Origin of the sequence: Stenotrophomonas sp. GD03819 (genome assembly GCF_029841665.1) — a bacterium.
Lineage (GTDB): Bacteria > Pseudomonadota > Gammaproteobacteria > Xanthomonadales > Xanthomonadaceae > Stenotrophomonas > Stenotrophomonas geniculata.
The window spans coordinates 20,268-43,577 of sequence record NZ_JAOCEW010000008.1; the positions used below are offsets into that span (position 1 = coordinate 20,268).

The window sequence follows — 23,310 nt, forward strand, 5'->3', positions numbered from 1 at the left end:
TCACGCATTCATCCATGCACCTTCCTGAACGCTTTCCCAGCCCGTCAATGAAGCCTTTCAACAGGAAAGGAACGAGAAAGGCGGCCTGCCTACATTGAGTCTGCCCCGGCATCGGGCCGGGCGTTTCTTTCATCGACGGACCCGCCCATGCACTGGAGCATCCTGTGTGACTTCGATGGCACCATCAGCCTCGAAGATGTCATCGACTCGCTGCTGGAAAAGTACGGCCAGCCGGGCTGGCAGGAACTGGAAGACCAATGGAAGGCTGGAAAGATCGGCTCGCGTGAATGCATGCAGGGCCAGGTGCGGCTGCTGAAGCTGGACCCGGCCACGCTCGATGCGCACCTGGACCAGGTGCAGATCGATCCGGGCTTCGTCGCCTTCGTCGCCCGCGCCGAGCAGCTGGGCGTGCCGCTGCGCATCGTCAGCGACGGCCTGGATTATGCGATCCACCGCATCCTCGCCAACCATGGCCTGTCGCGACTGCCGGTGGTGGCCAACCACCTGCGCTGGTGCGGGGACCACTGGGAACTGGAATCGCCCTACCAGGCCGAAGGCTGCCGCAGTGGCACCTGCAAATGCAACTGCGCCGCGCAGGCGCGCGCCAACGAAGCACCGCGCGTGCTGATGATCGGTGACGGCAGCTCGGATTTCTGCGTATCCGAAGATGCCGACTTCGTGTTCGCCAAGCGCCGCCTGATCACCCATTGCGCCAATGCCGGCATCGGGCATGCCGCCATCGCTACCTTCCACGATGCAATCGCGCTGTTGCCGCGTCTGCTCGATGGCAGCCTGCTGCAGCCACGCCGCATCGACGCCAGCCCGCAGCCCACCGCACTGCCCCTGCTGCTGGCCACCGCCTGAGCACGCCCCCGCCACCTCTTTCGAACGTCCTTCACGGAACCGAACTGCATGAACATTTTTGACAAGAACGCCGACGCCGCTGCCTCCGACGCGCAGCTGCTGGCCGACGAAGCCCGCTACAGCTCCTTCGGCGACACCGTCCACTACGTCGACCCGCCGAAGATCTTCCAGCGCGGCGAAGGCAGCTACATGTTCGACGGTGCGGGCGTGCCCTACCTCGACCTGCAGATGTGGTACTCGGCCTGCAACTTCGGCTACAGCAACAAGCGCCTGAACGACGCGCTGAAGGACCAGATCGACACCCTGCCGCAGGTCGCCAGCCAGTACCTGCACCCGACCCGCGTGCAGCTGGCCAAGACCATTGCCGTGGACATGCACGAGAAGTTCGGCCTCGACGGCCGCGTGCACTTCAACGTCGGCGGCGCGCAGGCCATTGAAGACTCGCTGAAGATCGTGCGCAACGCGCGCGGCGGCAAGAGCCTGATGTTCGCCTTCGAAGGCGGCTACCACGGCCGCACCCTGGGTGCGTCTTCGATCACCTCCAGCTACCGCTACCGCCGCCGCTACGGCCACTTCGGCGAGCGTGCGATGTTCATCCCGTTCCCGTACCCCTTCCGTCGCCCGAAGGGCATGACCCCGGACGAGTATTCCGACCACTGCGTGTGGCAGTTCGAGCGCCTGTTCGAAAGCGAGTACAACGGCGTGTGGGATCCCAAGGTCGGCCAGGCCGAGTACGCCGCGTTCTACGTTGAGCCGATCCAGGGCACCGGCGGCTACGTCATTCCGCCGCGCAACTTCTTCACCGGCCTCAAGCGCGTGCTGGACAAGTACGGCATCCTGATGGTCGTCGATGAAATCCAGATGGGCTTCTGGCGCACCGGCAAGCTGTGGTCGATCGAGCACTTCGGTGTCACCCCGGACGTGCTGGTGTTCGGCAAGGCGCTGACCAACGGCCTGAACCCGCTGTCGGGCCTGTGGGCTCGCGAAGAGCTGATCAACCCGACCGTGTTCCCGCCGGGCTCCACCCATTCCACCTTCAACTCCAACCCGCTGGGCACCCGCCTGGGCCTGGAAGTGCTGAAGCTGGGCAAGGAAATGGACTACGAGCGCACCGTGCCGGAGAAGGGCGCGTACTTCCTCGACGGCCTGCGTGGCCTGCAGAAGCGCCACCCGGAAATCGGCGACGTCGACGGCCTGGGCCTGGCCCTGCGCGCGGAAATCTGCGAGGCCGACGGCTACACCCCGAACAAGGAACTGCTGGACCGCATGGTCGACATCGGCCTGGCCGGTGACCTGCTGCACGACGGCAAGCGCATGGGCCTCGTGCTCGACGTGGGTGGCTGGTACAAGAACGTGATCACCTTTGCGCCGTCGCTGGACATCAGCTACGAAGAAATCGACCTGGCGATCACCCTGCTCGACCAGGCGCTGACCAAGGCCAAGGGCTAAGGTCGATGCGCTGCTGGTTCCCGTGCCGATGGAGATGACGTCACGCGCATCCAGCACCGCGCTGGAACCGGCCGCGCTGCTGGAGGGCTTCCTGGCCCACCCGCCGCTCGGATTCGAGGCAGGCCGCCTTCCCAGCGGCCTGCCGACCTTCCGTGCACCGCTCGACCTGACCACCACGATGGACGACGAACTTCGCGGCAGGCTGCTCGGCCTGCCGCTGTCGCGCCTGTGGCGGCCGTGGATCACCTGGAAGACGCGCTTCGTCGGTGCCACCAGCACCGAGTACACCCCGCTGCCGGCACACGTCGCGCCGGAGGCGCTGGCCGAGGACGTGACGCGTCACGCGATCGGCGATACCCGGCTGCTGGTGGTGAAGGACCTCGCCATCGATTCACCGCTGCTGGACGACGCGGCCAATGCGCACAGCGCTGCCTTCCTGCAGGCATTGCTGGCGCGCGGCTTCGTTGAGCTGGAAGGCATGCCGCTGGCCTGGGTGGCGATCGATTTCGATTCGATCGACGGCTATCTCGGCCGCCTGTCGTCCTCGCGCCGCAAGAACATCCGGCGCAAGCTCCGTTCGCGGGATGACCTGCAGATCGACTGCATCGCCACGGGAGATCCGGCCCTGGCCGACCCACGGCTGCAGGCCGAACTGCATGCACTGTACCTGGGCGTGTATGCGCAGAGCGCGGTGCATTTCGACCAGCTCGACCTGCCCTATTTCCAGTACCTGCTGGCCGACAGCCAGGGCCAGGGACGGATGTTCCTGTACCGACACCAGGGCCAGCTGATCGGCTGGAACCTGTGCTACGTGCATGCCGGCAAGCTGGTGGACAAGTACATCGGCCTGGCTTACCCGCAGTCGCGCGAGCACAACCTGTACGCGGTCAGCTGGATGCACAACCTCGAGTACGCGCTGCAGCACGGCCTGAGCCACTACGTGGCCGGCTGGACCGACTCGCGGATCAAGGCCGAGCTGGGCGCCTGCTTCACCTCCACCCGGCACGCGATCCATGCCCGTTCCCCGCTGCTGCGTGCCGCCCTGCGCCGGCTGGCCCCGTACCTGCAGGGCGAACCTGATGGAGGTGGCTGAGCGATGCTGGTGCGTTCCCCGCTGATCCTGGACCTGGACGGTGGCGTATTGCCGCTGCAACAGGCGCAGACCCTGGCCCTGCCGCAGTGGCACGATCCACTGCGCTTCGCCTGCAGCAATGCCACCCTGGACCGTTTCGCCGCCGAAGTGCTGGCACCGCTGCCCGCGCAGCTCGGCACGGTCATGCTCGGCAGTGGTGACTTCCACCATCTCAGTCTGCCGCTGCTGCGCCGCATGCGCGCGCAGGCGTCGTTCCAGCTGGTGGTGCTGGACAACCATCCGGACAACATGCGTTTCCCGTTCGGCATGCACTGCGGGTCGTGGGTCAACGCCGCCAGCAAGCTGCCGCATATCTCGCACATCCATGTACTCGGCATCACCTCCAGCGACATCGGCCTCGGCCATGCCTGGGAGAACCACTGGCGTCCGCTGATGGGCGGGCGCCTGACGTACTGGTGCATGGACGTGGATGTCGACTGGGGCCATCGCCTCGGCATGGGCCACGCCTTCCGCCGCTTCGAGCACCCCGAAGCCCTGGTGGCCGCGTTCGCTGCCGAACAGGCCAAGTCGCCACAACCCACCTACCTGTCGATCGACAAGGACGTGTTCGCCGAGGACGTCGCCCGCAGCAACTGGGACCAGGGCCGCTTCCAGCTGGAGGACGCGCTGGTGGTGATCGAGGCACTGCGCGCCGGCGGCCTGGTCGGCAGTGACATCACCGGCGAAGTGTCGTTGGCCAACTACCAGAGCCGCTTCAAGCGCTGGCTGTCGTCGCTGGATGGCCAGCCGGACGTCAGCGCCGATGATCTTCCTGCCTGGCAGGCCCGGCACCAGCAGGTGAACCGCGAACTGCTGGCGGCAATGGCTGCCGTGCCGACGGCCTGCTGACCACTGTCCGGCAATGCCAACCAAGGTTGGCAACTACCAGAGCCGGGTAGAGCCGAGCCCACGCTCGGCTGGCGCCTTCTGTAGAGTCAAGCCATGCTCGACTGCGGGCACCGCGAACAGCAGCCGAGCATGGCTCGGCTCTACACTGGGTTCCCACCTCGGAGCCCTCGCCATGCCCCAGACCGTCATCCCGCAGCTGCGCATGCGCCACGCCGACACCACCCTGCCGTTCTACGTGCAGGGGCTGGGATTCGTGGTCGACTGGGAACACCGCTTCGAACCCGGCTTCCCGCTGTTCGCCCAGCTCACCCGCGACGGCCAGACGATCTTCCTCACCGAACATAGCGGCGACTGCGAGGTCGGCGGCGCGGTGTATTTCATCGTCGACGACGTCGACAACCTGCACCGCGCCTTCAGCGCCGCCAACGTGCCGATCGAACAGCCGCCGCATGACACCGAGTGGGGCAGCCGCGAGATGCTGCTGCGCGACCCGGACGGCAACCGGCTGCGCTTTGCCACCCACGTGGACTGAACGACACCGGCTTGAGAGGGATATACGAAACATATACGCTTCGTATATTGAACCCTCCAGGACCGCCCATGGGCATCGTCAACATCGATGACACCCTGCACGACCAGCTGCGCCGTGCCTGCACCGTCTCCAGCCGTTCGATCAACGCCCAGGCCAACTTCTGGATCCGGGTCGGCATGCTGTGCGAGCTGAACCCTACGCTGAGTTTCCAGGACATCGTCGCCAGCGAGCTGCGCGCGGCCGGCGTGCAGCCACCGTTGCTGCCCCCGGGCCAGGTCTGAGCCGATGGGCATCATCAAGCGCCCCGACGAGATCGCGCTGATGGCCGAATCGGGTCGCCTGCTGGCGCAGGTGTTCGCCGCACTCGACCAGCTGCCGCTGCAGGGCCGCAGCACGATGGAGATCAACGATTTCGTCGAACGCATGATCGTCGATGAGCTGCAGGCGCGGCCGGCCAGCAAGGGCCAGTACGGCTTCCCGTACGTGCTCAATACCTCGATCGACAACGTCATCTGCCACGGCGTGCCCAGCACCACCGACGTGCTGCACAACGGTCAGATCGTCAACCTCGACATCACCCTGGAGAAGAACGGCTACATCGCCGACTCCAGCACCACCTACCTGGTCGGTGAGGTCGACTACGCCGCGCGCCGGCTGGTGCAGACCACCTACCAGGCGATGTGGAAAGGCATCGCCGCGGTGCGCCCCGGCGCACGCCTGGGCGACATCGGCCACGCCATCGCCCGCCACGCGCGCAGCCACGGCTACAGCGTAGTGAAGGAATACTGCGGCCATGGCATCGGCCAGGAAATGCACGAGGAACCGCAGATCCTGCACTACGGCCATCCCCACACCGGCATGGTGCTGGAAGAAGGCATGGTGTTCACCATCGAGCCGATGCTCAATCAGGGCAAGCCGGCCATCCGCCAGCAGCCGGACGCATGGCCGGTCTACACGCGCGACGGCAAGCTGTCGGCGCAGTTCGAACACACCGTGGCAGTCACCCGCAGCGGCGTGCGCGTACTGACCCTGCGCCCCGGCGAGACGCCGTTATGCGCGGTGGATGGCGCCTAGAGTGGCCGTTGCTGCATCCCGGCGTCCTCATGCACGGTGCGCTTGCGCGCCGTCAGCGGCTCGCGCACCCGATGTGCCACATAGCCGACGCTGGCTGCGAGAATGAAGGTGTAACCAAGAAGCTCGGTGGTCTCCTCGATGGTGTTCTTGAACACACGGATGTACTGATCACCCAACAGTCCGGTCCACAACGACGTCATGCCGATCAGGCGCGAATAGAACAGCAGCAGGACCAGACCAATCGTCATCACGGTACCCGGCCGGGATACGAGAAAACGCACCAGCGCCTGCATGGCCCGGCGCCAGTCGCGGCTGGCCCAGGCCAGTGAGCCGATGATCAGCACACCCACCGGATACTTCCAGAAGCCGTGTGCGATCAGGTCCAGCGCCTCATCCATCTCACGCAGGAGCATGCAGGCGAACAGCGCTGCCGCCAGCACGGCAAAGGCCCGATCATCGGCACGCCGCAACGCAAGCCGGACGAAGGCAGCCACGCTGGCGACCAGGAAGCCTTCCTGGGTCAGTTCGACCAGCGACCACTCGCCGACGGCATTGCCCAGCCAATGGATGTCGAGCCAGGCCAACGCAGGCGGAAGCGCCATCATCAGGCCGAACAGGGAGGTGCGCCCCAGGTGGGACAGGAGCAGCTGTAGATTGTCTTTCATGCAACACCGATGCCGCACCGTGGCGGTCGTACAACGAGAACACAGGCGACCGGGGGGCTGCCGAACAACGGCATGCGCGGCGGGGTCGCGACCAGGCGCGCATTATCCGCGCTGTATCCGGCCACGTGAACTGTATCGGTGGAACACATACGCAACACCGGCGTGCGTCACGCACTCATGGCGATAAAGGACGCAACGGCAGCAGCGTGGCCAGGCAGAACATGAAAACCGCCACGCCGGCGTCCAGCATCCGCCAGGCGCCCGATCTGCGGAACACCGGCTGCAACAGGCGCGCGCCATAACCAAGAGAACAGAACCAGGCCACGCTGGCCACGCACGCACCGGCGGCGAAGGCCCAGCGCAGATCGCCCGGGTAGCGCGTGGACAGACTGCCCAGCAGTACCACCGTATCCAGATAGACGTGCGGGTTGAGCAGGGTGAAGGCCAGGCAGGTCAGCAGCACCTGGCGCCCACTGCCGCCCTGCGCCTCGGCGGCGGCCAGCGCACTGCCACCGCGCCACGCGCGCAATCCCGCCTGCAGGCCATACCAGAGCAGGAAGGCCGCACCACCGAAACGCAGCACCTGCAGCAGCAGCGGCCACTGCAGCACCAGCGCCCCCATGCCGCCGACACCGGCCAGTATCAGCGCGATGTCCGCACCGGCGCAGGCCAGCACCACCCTCCCCACATGACGCTGCTGCAGACCCTGGCGCAGCACGAAGGCGTTCTGCGCGCCGATGGCGATGATCAGGCCGGCACCTGCGAACAGGCCGGCGGCGGTAGCGGCGATCCACATCAGGACAGGCCAGGCAGCGGGGGGACGCGCAGGGTGCGGCCAACGGACACGTTAAGACAAACTGATTATTCTTTATCCTGTGCAGAAATACTGAAGAGGTGCTGGTGGACCTGGTACATCCGCAACTGTCCGCATTTGCCGCAGTGCTGGAAGAAGGCAGCTTCGAGGCTGCGGCGCGCCGGCTGTCGATCAGTCCGTCGGCACTGTCGCAGCGGATCAAGGCCCTGGAGGACCGGCTTGGCCAGGTGCTGGTGGTGCGCCAGGCACCGTGCCGGCCCACCGCCGCCGGTGAGGCACTGCTGCGCCGCGTCCGGCCGATGCAGGCACTGGAGGCCGAGGCAGTGGCCGAACTGCTGCCCGAACGCGGCAGCGACGCCGCACGTACGCCGATCCCCTTGGCGGTCAACGACGACTCGCTCGATACCTGGTTCGTGCCGGCCATCGCCGACCTGCACCAACGCCATGGCTACCTGTTCGACCTGCGCATGGACGACCAGGACCACACCCTGCAGCTGCTGCGCGACGGCAGTGTGCTGGGTGCAGTGACCGCCGAAGGACAGCCGGTGAAGGGCTGCAACGTACACCCGCTCGGCGCGATGCGCTACCACGCCATCGCCTCGCCCGGCTTCGCCCGCCAGTACTTCAGTGACGGCATGCAGGCCGCGGCCCTGGCGCACGCCCCCATGTTGGTGTTCAACCGCAAGGATGAACTGCAATGGCGCTTCGTGCGGCGCCTGACCCGCGCGCGGCTGCAGCCACCGCTACACTACCTGCCCTCCTCCACCGGTTTCGTCGAAGCCGCCGCGTGCGGACTCGGCTGGGGCATGGCCCCGGAAACGCTGGTCGCACCCGCCGTGCGCGCCGGCCGCGTGGTGGTACTGGAACCCCGCCGCTGGCTCGATGTGCCGCTGTACTGGCAGCATGCCGCCGTGCGTTCAAGCACGCTGCAGCACATCACCCAGGCGCTGCGCACTGCGGCCAGCGGCACCCTTCGTTGAGGACAATCCGATGACCGCAGACCCGGGCTTCACGCCGCGCGCACTACCGTTTGCGCACTTCTTCACCACTGGGACGGCATGGGCGTGATCGGCCGACGTACAAGGATGCACCGCGCGAAGCCCGCGCTGGCGCTGGCGCTGGCGACCTGCCTGCCATTCGCTGCGTACGCGCAGAACAACACCGACGCACCTGCATTGGACTGGGAACAGGCGCGGCAACGCCTGGAGCAGGTCTCCGATGCACTGGCGGCCGCTGACGCAGCGGTACGCAACAAGCAGGACCTGCAGGACGCGACCCGCCTGCTGCGCCTGCCGGAGATCACCGGCGAAGTGCGCCGCCTGCAGTTCCAGAAGACCCTCACCCTGCCACTGGGCTCGCTGGCCCCCGTGGCTGAAGCCTTCGGCATCGATTCGCCGCTGTCGTTCACCGAGCGCGACTGGAGAACGCGACCGGTGGTGACGGCTGTGCTGCCGCTGTACACCGGCGGCGTGATTCCGGCCGCACAACGTGCCGCCAGCGCCGCCCACGAACAGGCCAGTGCCGAACGCGAAGCACAGCGCCAATCGCTGACCGTGCAGCTGGCCCAGGCCTACTTTGGCCAGCGCCTGGCCGAGCAGGCAGTGGACGTACGCCGCGACGTGCGCGATGGCCTCAACCAACATCTGTCCGATGCGGAGAAGCTGGAGCGCGAGGGCTTCGCCACCCGTGCTCAGCGCCTGCAGGCCACCGTGGCCCGCGACAAGGCCGAGCGTGAGTACCAGAAGACGGTGAACGATCTGGCCACGTTGAAGGCTGCGCTGGCCACGCTGCTGCGCAGTGGTGGCGAAGTACAGCCCGTATCGCCGTTGTTCGTGCAGCGCGTGCCGCTGGAGCCGGTGGCCAGCTTCGAGCGCACCGCGCAGGCGCGCCAGCCGCAGATCGCACGCCTGCGGGCGATGGTGGCGCAGGCCGAACAGGGCGTGCGCGTGCAGCAGGCCAAGCTGAAACCGCAGATCTTCGCCTTCGGCCAGTACGACTTCCGCCGCCGCGACGAAATGCTGACCGACCCGGACTGGGCGTTCGGCATCGGCCTGAAGTACACCTTCCTGTCGCCGAACTCGCGGCCGGCGCAGATCAGCGCTGCGCGCGCGCAGCAGGAGCAGGCCGAAGCCGGCCTGCGCGAGGCCGAAAACCAGGTCGCACTGGGCGTGCGCAAGGCCTGGAACGAACTGGAAACCGCGCGACAGCAGTTCGTACTGCTCGACAGCAGCATCGCCCAGGCACAGGAAAACCTGCGCCTGCAGGAGCTGGCGTTCCGCGAAGGCCAGGCGACTTCGCTTGATGTAATCGACGCGCGGCTCGGCCTGGGCGGTGCCCGTGTCGAGCGTGCGCAGGCCGCCTACCAATACGATATTGCGCTGGCACAGTTGCTGGAGGTCAGTGGACAGATGGACCGTTTCGAAGAGTTCCGGCGGCGTGCGGACGAGGTGATCGACCATGAGTGATGTGCTGCACGACGAAGCGAAAACGCCCCCCGGCAAGCGCCGCTTGGGCCCGATCCTGATAGTGGTGCTGCTGATCGTGGTGGTGCTCGGCCTGTGGCTGGCCTGGCGCAGCCCGGCCGACCAGATCCAGGGCATGGCCGATGCGGACACCATCAACGTGGCCGCCAAGATCACCGCGCGCGTGGCCGAACTGAAGGTGCGCGAGGGCGACCGTGTACAGCCCGGCCAGGTGCTGTTCCTGCTCGACAGCCCCGAAGTGGCCGCCAAGGAACAGCAGGCGCATGGCGCATTGGCCGCCGCGCAGGCGGTGGCCGACAAGGCCGACGAAGGCGCGCGCAGCGAGGACATCCGCGCCGCCGAAGCCAACTGGAAGCGCGCCGAAGCTGGTGCGACGCTGGCCGAGGCCACCTACCAGCGCGTGCAGAACCTGTTCAACGAAGGGGTGATGACCCGGCAGAAGCGCGATGAAGCGCATGCCCAGGCCACCAGTTCGCGTGAACTGGCCCGTGCCGCCCGTGCGCAGTACGACATGGCGCTGGCCGGCGCACGCGAGCAGGACAAGCGCGCCGCGCAGGGCCAGGTGCAGCAGGCACAGGGCGCGGTGGCCGAAGTCAACGCTGCGCGTGTCGAAGTCGAAGGGCGCGCGCCGGTGGCCGGCGAGATCAACAAGCGCATGGCCGACCCGGGCGAGCTGGTGCCAGCCGGCTATCCCGTGTTCACCCTGGTCGACATCGACCGCATGTGGGTGGCGATGAACCTGCGCGAATCGCAGATGCAGGGCCTGAAGGTCGGCAGCAAGCTGCAGGGCAGCGTGCCGGCACTCAACCAGGACGGTGAGTTCGAGGTCTACTTCATCAATCCGGCCGGCGACTATGCAACCTGGCGCACCACCCGCCAGTCGTCCGGCTACGACGTCCGCAGCTTCGAGGTGCGGGTGCGCCCGGTACGCCGCATCGAGGGCTTCCGCCCCGGCATGAGCGTGCTGTTCGCATGGCCCCAGCACTGAGCCCCGACCGCAACGGCTTCGCCGCTTCGTGGCGGCGCGAGCTGCAGTCGCTGCGCGGTAACCGTGCCGACCTGCTGCTGGTGACCCTGCTGCCCCTGCTGATGCTGGCAGTGATGGCGTGGATGTTCACGCCGTCGGTGATGCGCGATATCCCCATTGCTGTGGTCGACCTCGACCACAGCAGTGACAGCCGCCTGCTGCTGCGCATGCTCGATGCCAGCCCGGGCGTGCGCATCGCCAGCCAGCCCGTGGACATGGAAGACGCCCGTTCGCAGCTGCGCCGCCTGGATGTGTTCGCCATCGTACTGGTGCCGCGTGATGTCACCCGCCAGGCGCTGCGCGGGCGCCAGGGCACGGTGTTCGCCTATTACAACGCCACCTACATGACCACCGGCCAGTCGGCGGCACGCGATATCGGCGATGCGGTCGCGGCCTGGAACGCGGGCCTGCTGCGCGAGCGCATCGGCCTGCAGGTCGGCCCGGGCAAGCTGCGTGCGGCGCCGATCGCGGTGCAGTCGGACATCCTGTACAACCCGGCACGCAGCTACGAACTGTTCCTGCTGCCACTGATCTTCCCGGCGGTGCTGTCGCTGGTACTGGCGCTGGCCGTAGCCGGCAGCCTTGGCCGCGAGATCCGCGACGGCACCCTGCCCGCCTGGCTGGGTCGCACGCCGTGGTCGGCGATTGCCGGCAAGGTCGCGCCGTACACTCTGCTGTTCTCGTTGTATGGCGCGCTCGGCATTGGGTACCTGGCCTGCCTGCGCGGCGATGGTGTGGCCGGCAGCGCGCTCGTGCTGCTGCTCGCACAGCCACTGTTCTACCTGGCCACGGCCGCCTACGCGTTGTTCTTCGTCGGCGTCACCCGCGACATGGGTACCGCGCTGTCCGCGGTCGGCCTCAGCATCGGCACCGCACTGGCATTCTCCAGCGCCACCTTCCCGGTGCTGGATGGCCCCCTGTTCACCCGTATCTGGCATCAGTTGCTGCCACTCAGCGCCTACATCAAGCTGCAGACCCAGCAGCAGTTCATCGGTTCGCCGCTGCAGGTTTCGATATGGCCGCTGACCACGCTGTTGTTGATGTCAGTGGTGGCTGGCGGCATCGGCGGCCTGCGCCTGATCGCCTTCGCGCGTACCCCAGAAGCCGCACAGCCGGCGGGGGGCGACGCATGAGCGCACTGTGGCGCAGCCTCCGGCAGACCCTGATGGCGGTCCTGTGCGACCGCTACGCGATCGTGGTGATGGTCGGCGCGGTGATCCTGTATTCGTTCTTCTACCCGGCCGCGTACCGCCACCAGGTGGCCGGCAACCTGCCGGTGCTGGTGGTGGACGAAGACCACAGCGCGACCAGCCGCGCGCTGCTGCGAAAGCTCGATGCACTCCGCGTTGCACGCGTGGTCGGGCAACCGGCAGACATCGACAGTGCACGCCAGCAGCTGGAAGCCGGCCACGCCGAGGGCATCGTACTGATCCCGGCCAACCTGGAACGCGACATCCTGCGCGGCCATCCGGCCAAGCTGGTGCTGCTCGGCAACGGCGCCTACCTGGGCCGTGCCAGCTGGGTGCTGGGCAGCGTGGCCGATGCACTGGGCGCGTTCGGGCGTGAGGCGGTAGTCGGCCAGGCGGCCTTCATGGGCGCACCGCAGGCACCGCCGGTCACCCTGGTGCAGCGCCCGCTGTACAACACGCAGGAAGGCTATGGCAGCGCCATCGTGCCCGGCGTGGCCGAGCTGATCGTTCACCAGACCCTGTTGATGGGCATCGGCGTGCTGCTCGGTGGCCGCCGACTCGCGCTGGGCCGGCGCCTGCGCTTCGACCTGCCAACGCTGGCGGGCATGGCATTGGGCTTCAGCCTGATCGGCCTGTTCGGTCTGTTCTGGTACGCCGGCTTCACCGCGTGGGTGCAGGACTATCCGCGCGGCGGCAATCCACTGGGCCAGTTGTTGGGCGGCCCGCTGTTCATCGCCGCCACGGTGGCGTTCGGCCTGTTCGTCGGCAGCTTCTTCCGCACCCGCGAACGCGCCTTCCAGTACATCATCGCCACCTCGATCCCACTGTTTTTCCTGGCCAACCTGTCGTGGCCGGCGGTGATGACGCCGCAACCGCTGGTCTGGCTGGCGCAGCTGCTGCCGACCACCTCGGGCATCAACCTGATGGTGCGCCTGAACCAGATGGACGCCCGCCTGGCTGAAGTCGGCCACGAACTGATCACTCTCACCGTCCTGCTGCTGCTCTACGGCAGCCTCGCCGCCTGGCGCCTCCTCGAAAAAAAGGGGACGAAGGGGATTGAGTCGTAAACGGCAAGGTCGGGGGATGCGGCTCAATCCCCTCCGCCCCCTTTTCAGGGGTCGGGCGCGTACCAGAACGGGATGCGGTACTCGCGGCGTCGCTCCGGGCCGCGTTCGCCCCCTTCGGCATTCCAGACCAGGCTCAGGTCATGGCGACCCGGTGCCAGCGTCGCCATGGGCAGATAGCCCACCAGGCCACGCATGTCGAGATCGCGGCGCTCCATCGGCATGAAGGCGTGCAGGTCAACCGGCGTGCCATCCAGCTGCACCCGCCACAACCGGGACAGGCACTCCACCGCTGCGCTGGCAGCCTTTGCGCCAGTCGCTTCATTGCGTGCGGCGGGCAAGGCGGTGCAGTGCTGGCGCGCCAGCGGGTTGTCGCGCTGGGGGCGGTGTGGAATGAACACACGCAGGCGTGAACCACTGATAGTGTCCGACGGGATCATCGGGTACGGCAGCAGCTGATCGTGCGCCGAACGCATCGATTCGTAATGCGCGCTCAACATGCCGTGTTCGACGGCCTCGTCGGTCATCACCTGGTAGCGGTTGAACAGCGAGAACTTCACCGAACCCAGCACCTGCACCCCGCCCAGCACCATGGCCACCATCACCGCCAGCAGATAGACCGCCATGAACGAACGCGAGCGCAGGTTGCTCTGCAGGGTCAACTGCATGGTCTGCATCAGGCGCAGCAGGGGAATCCGTTGCAGGCCCGCCAGGAAGCGCTGCAGCCACCGCTGCACGCCGTCATAGGGCTGGTCGCGCCGCTGCCGGCGCGCAATGACACGCTCCAGCAGTGCAGGAACCAGTGCGAGTACAAGCAGGCTGGCCAGCACGGTACCGACCACGATCATGGCCACACGATCGGAACCACCGGCAAGCGCACTGATCGCCATCGCCACGCACAACGTCAGCACGGCCATCACCAGGGTGCCGGCCAGCGTCTGTACCGCCAGCAGCGTGGTGGAGAAGAGCATGGTGGCCAAACGATCAGCGCGTTCGATGCTGCCGTCCAGGCCACCGTCGCGCGCCTTGAGGAAAGCGCGCGATACCGGGCCCATCTGCGGCAGCCGTTCCCAGTCGATGCCCTTGGGAAAGTGCGATTTCAGCCCGATCAGGCCTATCCAGTACCCGCGCACGGTCAGGTGCGCGATCAGCGCTACCGCCAGCACGTAACACATGCCCACGCTGATGCTGAAACCAAACCACAGCACCTGGAAGTACATGCCTTCCGTGTGCAGGCTGCTGCGCGCCCACGCATCGAACAGGTAGCCAGGCACCGCCAACAGTGCGAACGCCAGCAGGCCGGAAATGAACAGTTCCAACTCATCGGTACGCTCGCGCAGCCGACCGAAGCGCGTGCTCGCCTCGGGTCCGGGCTCGGCAACGGGCACGTGCGACTCTGCGACGGGCAATTCGTTCACAGGGCATTCATCCTTGGAGGTCGGCGCAGTATAGGCGCGACACAGCGGCCGGCGATACGGGGCCCCACAACGAGGAACGCCGGCACGAGGCCGGCGTTCGAGGAACTGCGTTGCGGAAGGGGGATTACGCTGTGGGCATCATCGGTCAGCGGTAAACGCGTTCGCAGCGGCGCTCGACCACGCGGTCGCCGTTCTTCTGCTGGCTGTTGCCCTGGATCTGGCGGCCGGCAGCGCCGCCCGCTACGGCACCGGCCACGGTGGCCAGCTTCTTGCCGTTGCCACCGCCCACCTGGTTGCCCAGCAGGCCACCAATCACGGCGCCAGTGGCGGTACCGGCGATGCGGTTGGGATCGCGCGAATTACGCTGCACTTCCACGTTCTTGCAGACCACGCGGCTGCCGTCATTGAACTTGCGTCCCTCATCGCGCGGCCCGTAGGTCTGCGCGCCGGCCACCGACGAAGCCGCCAGCAGGGTGCCCAGCACAAGCAATCGGGTCGAGGTCTTCATGGCCATCTCCTGAGTTCCGGTATGGCATCAGTGTCCTCCCGCGGTTGGCAACCGGAAGTGAAATGCGCGTGTCCGCCACTTCATCGGCCATCGCACGTTCAGGAAGAAGATCCTCGCCCATCGCGACCAGCCGTCGCGATGGGCGCCGTCTCCCTGCCGGCATTGCCCTCTGCTAGAACTCTTCCCAACCACCCGCATTGGCGGCCAGCGTCGGCTCAAGCCGCGGCGACAGCACCGCAGGCCGGCGTACCGGCGCAACCGATGCCGCCACGGCTGCCAGCGCCGGGCGTACTGCGGCGGCGGCGGTCACCGCCCCCGTGCGGAACACCGACACGGCTTCGGCCAGCAGGTTCGCCTGCTCCTCCATCGAGCGCGCTGCGGCACTGGCTTCTTCGACCAGCGCGGCATTCTGCTGGGTGGTCTCATCCATCTGCACCACCGCCTGGTTGACCTGTTCGATGCCCGAGCTCTGCTCCTGGGAGGCAGCAGAGATATCGGCCATGATGTCGGTCACGCGCTGCACCGAGGCCACGATCTCGCCCATCGTGGTGCCGGCCTGGCGGACCAGCGCCGAGCCGTCTGCGACCTTGCCGACCGAATCCTCGATCAGGCCCTTGATCTCCTTGGCCGCGCCCGCCGAGCGCTGCGCCAGCGTACGCACTTCGCTGGCCACCACTGCAAAGCCTCTGCCCTGCTCGCCAGCACGCGCAGCTTCGACCGCCGCGTTCAACGCGAGGATATTGGTCTGGAAGGCGATGCCATCGATGACCGAGATGATCTCGGCGATCTTCTTCGACGCGGCTTCGATGGCCGACATCGTGGTGACCACCTGCCCGACCACTTCACCGCCCTGCGAGGCAACACCATGCGCGCCGATGGCCAGCTGGTTGGCCTGGCGTGCATGCTCGGCGTTCTGCTTCACGGTAGAGGTCAGTTCTTCCATCGACGCTGCCGTTTCTTCCAGGTTCGCCGCCTGCTGTTCGGTACGCCGCGACAGGTCGGTGTTGCCCGAGGCGATCTCGCCCGCTGCCAGGTTGATGCTGGAAGCACTGGCCTGGATACGGCCCACGATCTGCTTGAGCTGATCGACGGTGGCGTTGCAGTCATCACGCATGCGCGCGAACACGCCGTGGAAATCCCCCTGCATGCGCACGGTCAGGTCGCCGCGCGAGATGGCCTGCAGCAGGGTCGAGACCTGCACCAGGTTCTCGTCGGTGGTCTGCATCAGGCGATTGAGCCCTGCCACCATGTCGCGGAAATCGTAGGCGAAGCGATCTTCATCACCGCGCAGGCTGAAGTCGCCTGCCGCGGCCGCCGTCGCCAGCCGGCGGATCTCGCTGTTGATCGCCGACAGGCTGGACTTGGTTTCGTCCATCGCCTGGGTGATCGCCGCCTTCTCGCCGGGCAGCGGGTCCATGTCCACCGACAGATCGCCGCGTGCGTAGTGCTTCATCACCTCGATCAGCCGGTTCTGTACCTGCACGTGCGATCCAACCAGCGCATTGGTCTCATGCACCATGCGCCCGTAGTCGCCGGGGAATGCGCTCTCGTCCATGCGGTAGCTGAGGCTGCCGGCATCGTGCTGGCGTGCCAGCTCGCCCTGTGCCGCCATCACCGACTGCAGCTGTGCCTGCATGCGCTGCATCGACTTCAGCAGCTGGGTCACCTCGTCGTTGCCGGTGGCGTCGATGCTGCTGTCCAGGCGGCCACTGGCGATGCCGTCGGCCAGCTTCACCGCGCCTTCCAGCGGACGGGTCAGGCTGCGGGTGATCGCCCAGGCCGCCAACGTGCCCAGCAGCAGGCTCAGTGCCCCGAACGCGATCGACAGCGTGCCGGTCCACGATTCGGTTGCGCGGTACTCTTCGCGGCTGCGTTCGGTCAGTGTTTCCTGGTGGCGCAGCAGGGCCGAGATGGATTCATTCCAGGCCGTTGCCAGACCGTGCTCGGCCAGCAGCTCCTTCGCTGCCCCATCAAAATCCCCCACCTTCATGCGCTCATGCAGTTGCTGGGTTGATGCATCGGTGGCCTTTCGTGCCGCCTCGATGCGCGCGACCAGGGTATCGCCGGTGGCGTCACGCGGAATCTTGATGTACTTGGCCCAGATACCGTCATAGGTCCGCGACAACTCCTGGGCATGCTGGTAATCCCTGTCGAACTCATCACCCCGCTTGATCACCATCAGGCGGCGATGCATCAGCACCGCGTTGTTGGTATCAAGCATGTCATTCAACAAACGCATCTTGACCATGTTGACGTCCACCACTTTCTCGAACTGGGCGGATTTCCGCTGATTCCCATACAGCACCAGGCCAACGATGGCCATGATGAACAGCAGCAGCAGACCGAAGCCGGCGCCAAGCCGGGATCCCACACGGAGATTACGTAAGGCAAGCATCTCAATTCCCTTGATCGTGGCCGTACGTTCGATGGCGGCGCAGCGAAGGGAAACTTTACGGGACTTTATATATGGACCGATCCAAATATATGGAACTGTGCAGGCAGTCAGAAAACAAGGCGACAGATAATGGCGCCATATCATTATCGAATACCGCTGACACGCCAGCGCCCGATGAAAATCACGCAGGTTTAACACCATAATCATGCCAACTCCATCCGAAGCGGCCCTGGATTATCTGCGCCGGACACAACCGCCGCCCGGGAGGGCTACAGTCTGCAGATGACACGGATCCTGCACATCGAAGGCGCGTCCATCAACGACATCGCCAGCCTCTACGTGGAAATCAATCGCGTGTTCATGGCCGACGAAGACTGGCAACTGGGCGCAAGCCTGGATGCGCTTGATGACCTGCTTCACGGCGGCTACGGCGCTCTCGCAGGCCATGCCATCGCCACGGTGGTGTGGCGTGACATCGCCCACAGCCGCGATGCACTGGGCCGCGAGACCACGCGCGCCTGGCTGCAATCGAAACTCGCTCAGGGCGGCAGGTTCAACGGTGCGGCCATCCACGCTCAGTTGACGGCACTGGCGCTTGGCCAGGGACAGACCTACTTCGAGATCGTCATGGAGATCTTCGGCAGCCATCCGCAGATCACCCTGGTGCCTGGCTGAGCGGGCTGCAGCGACCAGCCCCACATCAGCTCAGAGCTCGGCCAGGGCATCGCCCAGACGGCGCGGGAACGCCACCTCGCTGGCCAGGTGCCATGCGCGTGCATTGGCGCCCAGCCGGGTCCACTCGGCCTCATCCATCGCCAGCGCGCGCTCGACGGCCTGTTCCAGCGCCTTCTCATCCACATGCCAGGTCCTGGACAGATGGCAGGGCTCGCCCTCGTGCGCGGCAACCAGGATGCCGCGGCTGTCGTCGATCATCTGATTCATCGGCGCGCCGTCACAGGTGATCACCACCGCCCCGCAGCTCATCGCTTCCACCAGATAGTGGCCCCAGCCTTCGGTCTGCGACAGGCACAGGTGGAACGCATGTTCGTTCTGCAGGCGCTGCACCTCCTGGTCGGGCAGCCGCTCGCGGACGATTCTCAGGTTCGCGGCACCGCCCTCATCTTCGTCCGAAGGGCCGCCGCGCAGGATGGTCAGCAAGGGCCATTCGGGGTGCCGTTTCCAGACATTGACGAGTGCAGCCGTTCCCTTCATACGGCTGGTACCGGCCGCATGCAGGAAGCTGCGCGGCCTGCGCGGCACTGCCGGGTCGTAGCGGTCACGGCTGCAGAAACCGACTTCCAGCGCGCGCATGCCCAGCGCGTTGAAGATGCGCGTGGCTTCTTCGGTCTTGGTCAGCAACGCATCGAACCGCGGCAGGATCCGCAGGCTGCGTGCGGACACCCATTCCGGATTCGGGATCAACAGATTGACGTTGGCCAGTCCGAAGCTCGCCGGCCGGACATGTTCCAGCGAGATGTTGACGTCGAACCGGGCCGGCGTGCGCCCCAGGCTCAGCCACGAGGCCAGCAGCCTGCGCAGGCGCATTCCGCGGAGTTTCCAGGCGCCACCATTGCGGACCGCGTCCAGGCGGCTGACCGTCACCGTGTGCCCGAGCTGCTGCAACGAGCGCTCGATCACCTGGATGTCATGGGACAGCCCACGCTGGTTGTCGGCGGCCAGCAGATGGATATGCGCCATCAGGAGGGACTCCCTGGCCGGAGCAGGTCACGCGCCGGCAAGGCGGTCGCCAGCATGAAACCCAGCACCAGGTAGAAATAGAACGAATGCGGCATCGCCCGGTAGAACACGTTGTCCGTGAACGCCGAAAGCGCATAGACGATGACCACGGCAAGTCCGGCGGTGGCGATCATCGCGGTGATGTCGTCGGCGTGGCCGAGACGTCGCACGAAATGGATGCCGGGCAGGATGAAGACCAGCAGCATGATCAGCAGCAACGGCACGCCACCGGTCACCGCCGCTTCCAGGTACTCGTTGTGTGGGTGGTTGTAGCGGAAGATCGACTCGGACACCTCGCCGCGGGCGATGCCCTCACGTGCATAGGTACCGAACTGGTTCAGGCCCACCCCCGCCACGGGATGCTCGGCGAAGGCGTCGACCGCCACGCCCCACATGGCGATGCGCTCGCGGACCGAGCCGACCTCGTTTTCCTGGTTGAAACCGGAGATCTCGCCACTGACCTCACCGAAGCGCTGGATCACCTCATGGTTCAGCACCGAGGTGGCGCCGACCACGCCAATGACCAGGGCACCGACGAAGGCCAGTGCCCCCCGCCAGCGCCGGGTGCGACGGACGTGCACCGCAATCACCATCAGCATGGCGGGAATGAACGCCAGGATCGGCCCGCGGCTCTGCGCCAGGATCGAACCATAGACGCCGACGGCGATGGCCACGCCGTGCAGCCAGCGTTCGGCCGGGTGGACATTGGGCTGGATCAACCGGATGACCGAGAACAGCGCCATGCACAGCGTCACCATGGTGAACTCGATGGCCGTCCATTCGCCGCCACTGAAACCGTGCGCGCGTTCAAGGCCCATCACGTGGTGCTGCACGATGCACGACCCGCCGAAGACCAGGGTGGACAGGGCGAAGATCTTCCAGATCAGGCGCCAGTCCAGCGCAGTGGCGAACACCGCAGCGGTGCCCAGGTAGAGCAGTGTCTGTGCCGGAAGGTCCAGTTCGTTCCAGCGCAGCCCGTGCCAGAGGATGCTGTAGAAGGCATAGGCCAGGCGCAGGAAGCAGACGATCACGATGAACCGGGCGATGCGGTAGCGCAGGCGGACATCGGGCTGGCGGCGGATCAGAACCACGCCGGTGACCAGCAGGGCCAGCAGCAGCACCGCCTTCAGCAAGGTGTAGGGTGCGGAGCCGGCAAGCGGAACGATGGCGACCAGGATGCTCAGCAGGACGGTACGCCAGGTGTAACGAGGTTCGGCGGCCATGCAGGCTGCAGTCATGCTTGTTCTTTCCATCAACGCCCGCCCGGGATGAGTCGCCCCGGTTTCCATGGAGGCCGCTTGGCGGAAATCGCCGGGGCTGACACTACCGTGGGGCCCCGTGGAAATCAACCAAACCGCAGGTGTACGGGGGCCTGCGTTGGCGTACGGACAGTCGCGGGCAACCGCCCTTGTCTCTGGGCTTCCGGTCGGGATCATCGACCGCCCCAGGTCGCTACACTAACGATCTCTCCGGCCATGCCTGCGCGTGGCCACGCCCCGACGCCCTGCCAAGACGCGAAACGCCCCAAGTGACTGATACAAAAGACAACACCAGCAACGCCAAGGCGTCCAAGGACCACACCCCGCTGATGAAGCACTATTCGCGTGTGGTTGCGTATATCCTCAAAGCCCTTGAACTGTAAGGCTTTCGCTGACCTTGTGTCCAGCTAAACAACCCATGGACACACGATGGACACACTTTCTGCCGCCTTGTGTCCCAACCTGTCTTAAGACGCCCCAGGCTCTTTCTTAACCCCTCAAAGGCCACTTTCCCGTGGACACAGCAAACTCCCTTTGGTCGCTCGGGTGACCATGCGGACGTTTAATCGTTGACGCAGAAACGATCAATTGTTTAATGCGCCCAATTGAATCAGCTTGCCAAAAGTAAAAAGCCTCGTAATGTGATTTCAATTGAAATTATTTTTATGAGGGCGCAATGACACAAAGAGGCTTTAATTTATTTGAATTGACCCTGGTTATGGCGCTCATTGTCGGACTGGGGGCAATGACCTATAAGTTGTTCAAGCCATCAGCTTCAATGGCTGCGGTCCGCACAGAACAAACACGTGCAGGACAAATCGTCCAATCGCTGACGGATCTCTACGTACTGCAACCCTCGTACGCCGGCTTGTCCACGGCGACCCTTGAAAGCACGTACAACTCAAAATTCATTGTGCGCAACGACACATTGGACACGCCATCAAGCATTGGCGCCTCGGCCGTTGTGCAACCCGGTACAGCTTTTGGAAACAACGACTCAATTGACCTGATTTATCAGGCCGTACCAAGTGGCTCGTGCGTGAAGCTGGCAACAGCATTGGCCCGCTCGGCGGATTTTGTCCGCATCAACAGTATTGAGGTACAAAAGCCCTACTCCAAATTGCGTGAGGACTTGTTGGCAACGCAATGCGCCACACGTGATCGCAATGAAGTTCTGTTTCGCTACACCAACAAGAATGTTTCGACTCAAGCAACAGACATGTTGGCTTGTGAGTGTTCGCCTACGATTGAAACCCAAACTTTAGCCTGCGCGGACAACGCCAGCGGTTCTATTACCCAACGGCGCAACGCCACATGCCCTGCGACGACCTGCCCTAGTCGCCAATGGACATCGTGGGTGACCACAAGCAACACATGTGCGGCCAATGCTGCGCCTATACCCGTCATTGATCCCCAAGTCCCACAAGCCATTTGCACGCCAATCACCGAGCAGCGTGTATCGAACTGTCCAAGCGATCAAATTGGATTTGTTGTTGAGGGACGTACCCGCGCGTGTCCAAGTCAACAATGGGGAGCGTGGACGCTTGTTACTCGGAATTGCATCGATCCGACTCCACCTCAAAGAACGTGCGAATTTGACCCTGCAACGGACAAAGGCATGGAAACGACTGCCTGTCCTGCCGGTCAAGGCGGAAACATCATTCGTGAGCGCTACCGCAATTGCAAAGCGGATGGAACAAAAGAATGGGGTGAGTGGCAGACAATGACAAACACATGCAGCGCGTCGTGCACAACAACGGGCACCTGCTGCGCGCCTGGACGCATGCAACGCGCCACAGCAGTTGCCTGTCCTATTCGCACATATGGCGAGCGCAATGGTGTTGAACAGCAATTCTCCCGATGCACCAACGCAACATCTGCTCCTGTGTGGAGTGGCGTGTGGGAATTGAATGCGTCTACGGTTGTCGGTCAATGCAACGCATGCCCCGCTGACACCTCCACGACATTGACCCGCACAGAACCCCGCTCGGGCTCCTGCCCTGCTGGAACGTTTGGTACACGCACGTGGCAAGCGGTCTTTACTCAGACCGTGGGCGTTTCGTATGCCTGCAATTCTTCGGCAGGGCACACGACACCTGGGCGAACTGAAACCACATCAGCATGGCGGGAAACTGGCACCATTGGGCTGACTGAGAATTGCAGCGGTTGCCCTGCATCGACATCAGAAGCTCAAGAACAGTGGGTGGGTGTAAACGTTGGCTGCCCCAGTGGCCAAAGCGGTCAGAACACGTATGAGAAGCGCCAAACCCGCACCCGCACGGTGAGCTATTCCTGCGCTGTTGGTCAGACAACATCTCCTTCCCCGCAATACGGCGAATGGACCGGATGGGCGGACACGGGGGCCACACGCAATGCAGTTAACACCTGTGTCAACGCCGATACCTACCCAACGCCCCTGCCCGCTCGCACCATTCGTGGCGCCTGGGCGCGAGCTGGTGAGGGTGGCTTTGGATGGGCGGTGCCGTGTGATATCCCAACCATGATGTCCACATACGGCAATCAGTCGTACAACGCTGGATTGTGTATCCGCAATCCCAATATGAGTGAGAACTTTGGCGACGCAACATGGGCGCCTGAATATTACGGCCCCATAGCGTTCAAGCGTTCGGGAACAATCACACCCGAAGTAACGGCCTGCCTCAACACACTCACCTCGCAAAACTACGGAAAGAGTATGAGCGCTATTGGGGGCGCACCCATGGCATGGCCCGCGCAATGCTCGTGTCAAAAATTGAACAACGCCAGTGTGGTTGTTTACAGCTACATGATGATGGGTTGGGATGGTGACGGTGCCCGCATGGAACTGCACGAATACACGTGCAACTAGAA

At 64.9% G+C, this 23,310-nt stretch carries 21 protein-coding genes; 14 read left to right on the forward strand and 7 right to left on the reverse strand.

The features are described 5' to 3' along the window. Positions 1-147 precede the first annotated feature (147 nt). The 7 genes from N5D45_RS06485 to map all read left to right on the forward strand — a co-directional run bounded on the left by N5D45_RS06485 (position 148) and on the right by map (position 5,900). Positions 148-864 carry an MtnX-like HAD-IB family phosphatase gene (locus N5D45_RS06485; RefSeq protein WP_164191024.1) on the forward strand — a complete coding sequence of 239 codons (717 nt, stop codon included), beginning with the start codon at positions 148-150 and terminating at the stop codon, positions 862-864. Positions 865-912: 48 nt separating this feature from the next. Then, complete coding sequence (locus N5D45_RS06490; RefSeq protein ID WP_228355161.1) at positions 913-2,313, forward strand: aminotransferase class III-fold pyridoxal phosphate-dependent enzyme; 1,401 nt, start codon at positions 913-915, stop codon at positions 2,311-2,313. A 28-nt stretch (positions 2,314-2,341) separates the two neighbouring features. Further along, positions 2,342-3,406 (forward strand): GNAT family N-acetyltransferase, encoded by a 1,065-nt coding sequence (locus N5D45_RS06495; protein ID WP_228355160.1) that lies wholly within the window; start codon positions 2,342-2,344, stop codon positions 3,404-3,406. Positions 3,407-3,409: 3 nt separating this feature from the next. Then, entirely contained in the window at positions 3,410-4,294 is an 885-nt protein-coding gene (locus N5D45_RS06500; RefSeq protein WP_109814367.1) for an arginase family protein, read from the forward strand. Positions 4,295-4,466: 172 nt separating this feature from the next. Continuing rightward, positions 4,467-4,826, forward strand: a complete 360-nt coding sequence (locus N5D45_RS06505; RefSeq protein ID WP_043396624.1) for a VOC family protein — start codon at positions 4,467-4,469, stop codon at positions 4,824-4,826. 68 nt (positions 4,827-4,894) lie between these two features. Then, positions 4,895-5,107: a ParD-like family protein gene (locus tag N5D45_RS06510; RefSeq protein ID WP_005412680.1), complete on the forward strand. Its 213-nt coding sequence runs from the start codon at positions 4,895-4,897 to the stop codon at positions 5,105-5,107. A 10-nt stretch (positions 5,108-5,117) separates the two neighbouring features. Further along, positions 5,118-5,900 (forward strand): type I methionyl aminopeptidase, encoded by a 783-nt coding sequence (map, locus tag N5D45_RS06515; protein WP_029550766.1) that lies wholly within the window; start codon positions 5,118-5,120, stop codon positions 5,898-5,900. Here the strand turns inward: map and N5D45_RS06520 are convergent. Both N5D45_RS06520 and N5D45_RS06525 read right to left on the reverse strand, forming a co-directional pair. Beyond that, entirely contained in the window at positions 5,897-6,565 is a 669-nt protein-coding gene (locus N5D45_RS06520) for a hypothetical protein (protein WP_010483204.1), read from the reverse strand. The genes map and N5D45_RS06520 overlap by 4 nt on opposite strands. Positions 6,566-6,740: 175 nt before the next feature. Continuing rightward, positions 6,741-7,361 (reverse strand): LysE/ArgO family amino acid transporter, encoded by a 621-nt coding sequence (locus tag N5D45_RS06525; protein WP_279938619.1) that lies wholly within the window; start codon positions 7,359-7,361, stop codon positions 6,741-6,743. 104 nt (positions 7,362-7,465) lie between these two features. Here N5D45_RS06525 and N5D45_RS06530 point away from each other — a divergent pair, with 104 nt between their 5' ends. The 5 genes from N5D45_RS06530 (at position 7,466) to N5D45_RS06550 (ending at position 13,146) form a co-directional block, all read left to right on the forward strand. Further along, positions 7,466-8,359 (forward strand): LysR family transcriptional regulator ArgP, encoded by an 894-nt coding sequence (locus N5D45_RS06530; protein ID WP_010483208.1) that lies wholly within the window; start codon positions 7,466-7,468, stop codon positions 8,357-8,359. Positions 8,360-8,437: 78 nt separating this feature from the next. After that, a complete protein-coding gene (locus N5D45_RS06535; protein ID WP_228355157.1) occupies positions 8,438-9,844 on the forward strand; it encodes a TolC family protein in 1,407 nt (468 codons plus the stop codon). Then, positions 9,837-10,850 (forward strand): efflux RND transporter periplasmic adaptor subunit, encoded by a 1,014-nt coding sequence (locus N5D45_RS06540; RefSeq protein ID WP_010483213.1) that lies wholly within the window; start codon positions 9,837-9,839, stop codon positions 10,848-10,850. Before N5D45_RS06535 ends, N5D45_RS06540 begins: the two co-directional genes overlap by 8 nt. Continuing rightward, positions 10,835-12,022, forward strand: coding sequence for an ABC transporter permease (locus tag N5D45_RS06545; RefSeq protein WP_197656408.1), 1,188 nt, complete (start codon positions 10,835-10,837; stop codon positions 12,020-12,022). Before N5D45_RS06540 ends, N5D45_RS06545 begins: the two co-directional genes overlap by 16 nt. Next, positions 12,019-13,146 carry an ABC transporter permease gene (locus N5D45_RS06550; protein WP_164191005.1) on the forward strand — a complete coding sequence of 376 codons (1,128 nt, stop codon included), beginning with the start codon at positions 12,019-12,021 and terminating at the stop codon, positions 13,144-13,146. The genes N5D45_RS06545 and N5D45_RS06550 overlap by 4 nt, the downstream gene beginning before the upstream one ends. 44 nt (positions 13,147-13,190) lie before the next feature. On the opposite strand, the gene N5D45_RS06555 is transcribed toward N5D45_RS06550, so the two are convergent. The 3 genes from N5D45_RS06555 to N5D45_RS06565 all read right to left on the reverse strand — a co-directional run bounded on the left by N5D45_RS06555 (position 13,191) and on the right by N5D45_RS06565 (position 17,464). Further along, positions 13,191-14,561: a hypothetical protein gene (locus N5D45_RS06555; protein ID WP_043396641.1), complete on the reverse strand. Its 1,371-nt coding sequence runs from the start codon at positions 14,559-14,561 to the stop codon at positions 13,191-13,193. Positions 14,562-14,706: 145 nt separating this feature from the next. Beyond that, positions 14,707-15,075 (reverse strand): glycine zipper 2TM domain-containing protein, encoded by a 369-nt coding sequence (locus tag N5D45_RS06560; RefSeq protein ID WP_005415760.1) that lies wholly within the window; start codon positions 15,073-15,075, stop codon positions 14,707-14,709. A gap of 166 nt (positions 15,076-15,241) precedes the next feature. Further along, positions 15,242-17,464 carry a methyl-accepting chemotaxis protein gene (locus N5D45_RS06565; protein WP_228355155.1) on the reverse strand — a complete coding sequence of 741 codons (2,223 nt, stop codon included), beginning with the start codon at positions 17,462-17,464 and terminating at the stop codon, positions 15,242-15,244. Positions 17,465-17,746: 282 nt separating this feature from the next. Between N5D45_RS06565 and N5D45_RS06570 the strand changes: the two genes are divergently transcribed. Next, positions 17,747-18,139, forward strand: coding sequence for a barstar family protein (locus N5D45_RS06570; protein ID WP_049451902.1), 393 nt, complete (start codon positions 17,747-17,749; stop codon positions 18,137-18,139). Positions 18,140-18,169: 30 nt separating this feature from the next. Here the strand turns inward: N5D45_RS06570 and N5D45_RS06575 are convergent, their stop codons facing one another. Both N5D45_RS06575 and N5D45_RS06580 read right to left on the reverse strand, forming a co-directional pair. Beyond that, entirely contained in the window at positions 18,170-19,162 is a 993-nt protein-coding gene (locus N5D45_RS06575) for a glycosyltransferase (RefSeq protein WP_164190997.1), read from the reverse strand. After that, a complete protein-coding gene (locus N5D45_RS06580) occupies positions 19,162-20,439 on the reverse strand; it encodes an O-antigen ligase family protein (protein WP_043396651.1) in 1,278 nt (425 codons plus the stop codon). Before N5D45_RS06580 ends, N5D45_RS06575 begins: the two co-directional genes overlap by 1 nt. Positions 20,440-21,205: 766 nt before the next feature. On the opposite strand from N5D45_RS06580, the gene N5D45_RS06585 reads away from it, so the two are divergent. Next, on the forward strand, positions 21,206-23,308 hold the full coding sequence (locus tag N5D45_RS06585; protein ID WP_180863359.1) for a type 4 pilus major pilin: 2,103 nt from the start codon (positions 21,206-21,208) through the stop codon (positions 23,306-23,308). Positions 23,309-23,310 lie beyond the last annotated feature (2 nt).

Excerpts from the sequence above, each read along its gene's own strand:
- N5D45_RS06485 (WP_164191024.1), top strand. The coding sequence starts at position 148 with ATGCACTGGAGCATCCTGTGTGACTTCGATGGCACCATCAGCCTCGAA.
- N5D45_RS06490 (WP_228355161.1), top strand. The coding sequence starts at position 913 with ATGAACATTTTTGACAAGAACGCCGACGCCGCTGCCTCCGACGCGCAG.
- N5D45_RS06495 (WP_228355160.1), top strand. The coding sequence starts at position 2,342 with ATGGAGATGACGTCACGCGCATCCAGCACCGCGCTGGAACCGGCCGCG.
- N5D45_RS06500 (WP_109814367.1), top strand. The coding sequence starts at position 3,410 with ATGCTGGTGCGTTCCCCGCTGATCCTGGACCTGGACGGTGGCGTATTG.
- N5D45_RS06505 (WP_043396624.1), top strand. The coding sequence starts at position 4,467 with ATGCCCCAGACCGTCATCCCGCAGCTGCGCATGCGCCACGCCGACACC.
- N5D45_RS06510 (WP_005412680.1), top strand. The coding sequence starts at position 4,895 with ATGGGCATCGTCAACATCGATGACACCCTGCACGACCAGCTGCGCCGT.
- N5D45_RS06520 (WP_010483204.1), bottom strand. The coding sequence starts at position 6,565 with ATGAAAGACAATCTACAGCTGCTCCTGTCCCACCTGGGGCGCACCTCC.
- N5D45_RS06525 (WP_279938619.1), bottom strand. The coding sequence starts at position 7,361 with ATGTGGATCGCCGCTACCGCCGCCGGCCTGTTCGCAGGTGCCGGCCTG.
- N5D45_RS06535 (WP_228355157.1), top strand. The coding sequence starts at position 8,438 with ATGGGCGTGATCGGCCGACGTACAAGGATGCACCGCGCGAAGCCCGCG.
- N5D45_RS06540 (WP_010483213.1), top strand. The coding sequence starts at position 9,837 with ATGAGTGATGTGCTGCACGACGAAGCGAAAACGCCCCCCGGCAAGCGC.
- N5D45_RS06545 (WP_197656408.1), top strand. The coding sequence starts at position 10,835 with ATGGCCCCAGCACTGAGCCCCGACCGCAACGGCTTCGCCGCTTCGTGG.
- N5D45_RS06550 (WP_164191005.1), top strand. The coding sequence starts at position 12,019 with ATGAGCGCACTGTGGCGCAGCCTCCGGCAGACCCTGATGGCGGTCCTG.
- N5D45_RS06560 (WP_005415760.1), bottom strand. The coding sequence starts at position 15,075 with ATGGCCATGAAGACCTCGACCCGATTGCTTGTGCTGGGCACCCTGCTG.
- N5D45_RS06565 (WP_228355155.1), bottom strand. The coding sequence starts at position 17,464 with ATGCTTGCCTTACGTAATCTCCGTGTGGGATCCCGGCTTGGCGCCGGC.
- N5D45_RS06570 (WP_049451902.1), top strand. The coding sequence starts at position 17,747 with ATGACACGGATCCTGCACATCGAAGGCGCGTCCATCAACGACATCGCC.
- N5D45_RS06575 (WP_164190997.1), bottom strand. The coding sequence starts at position 19,162 with ATGGCGCATATCCATCTGCTGGCCGCCGACAACCAGCGTGGGCTGTCC.
- N5D45_RS06580 (WP_043396651.1), bottom strand. The coding sequence starts at position 20,439 with ATGACTGCAGCCTGCATGGCCGCCGAACCTCGTTACACCTGGCGTACC.
- N5D45_RS06585 (WP_180863359.1), top strand. The coding sequence starts at position 21,206 with ATGACCTATAAGTTGTTCAAGCCATCAGCTTCAATGGCTGCGGTCCGC.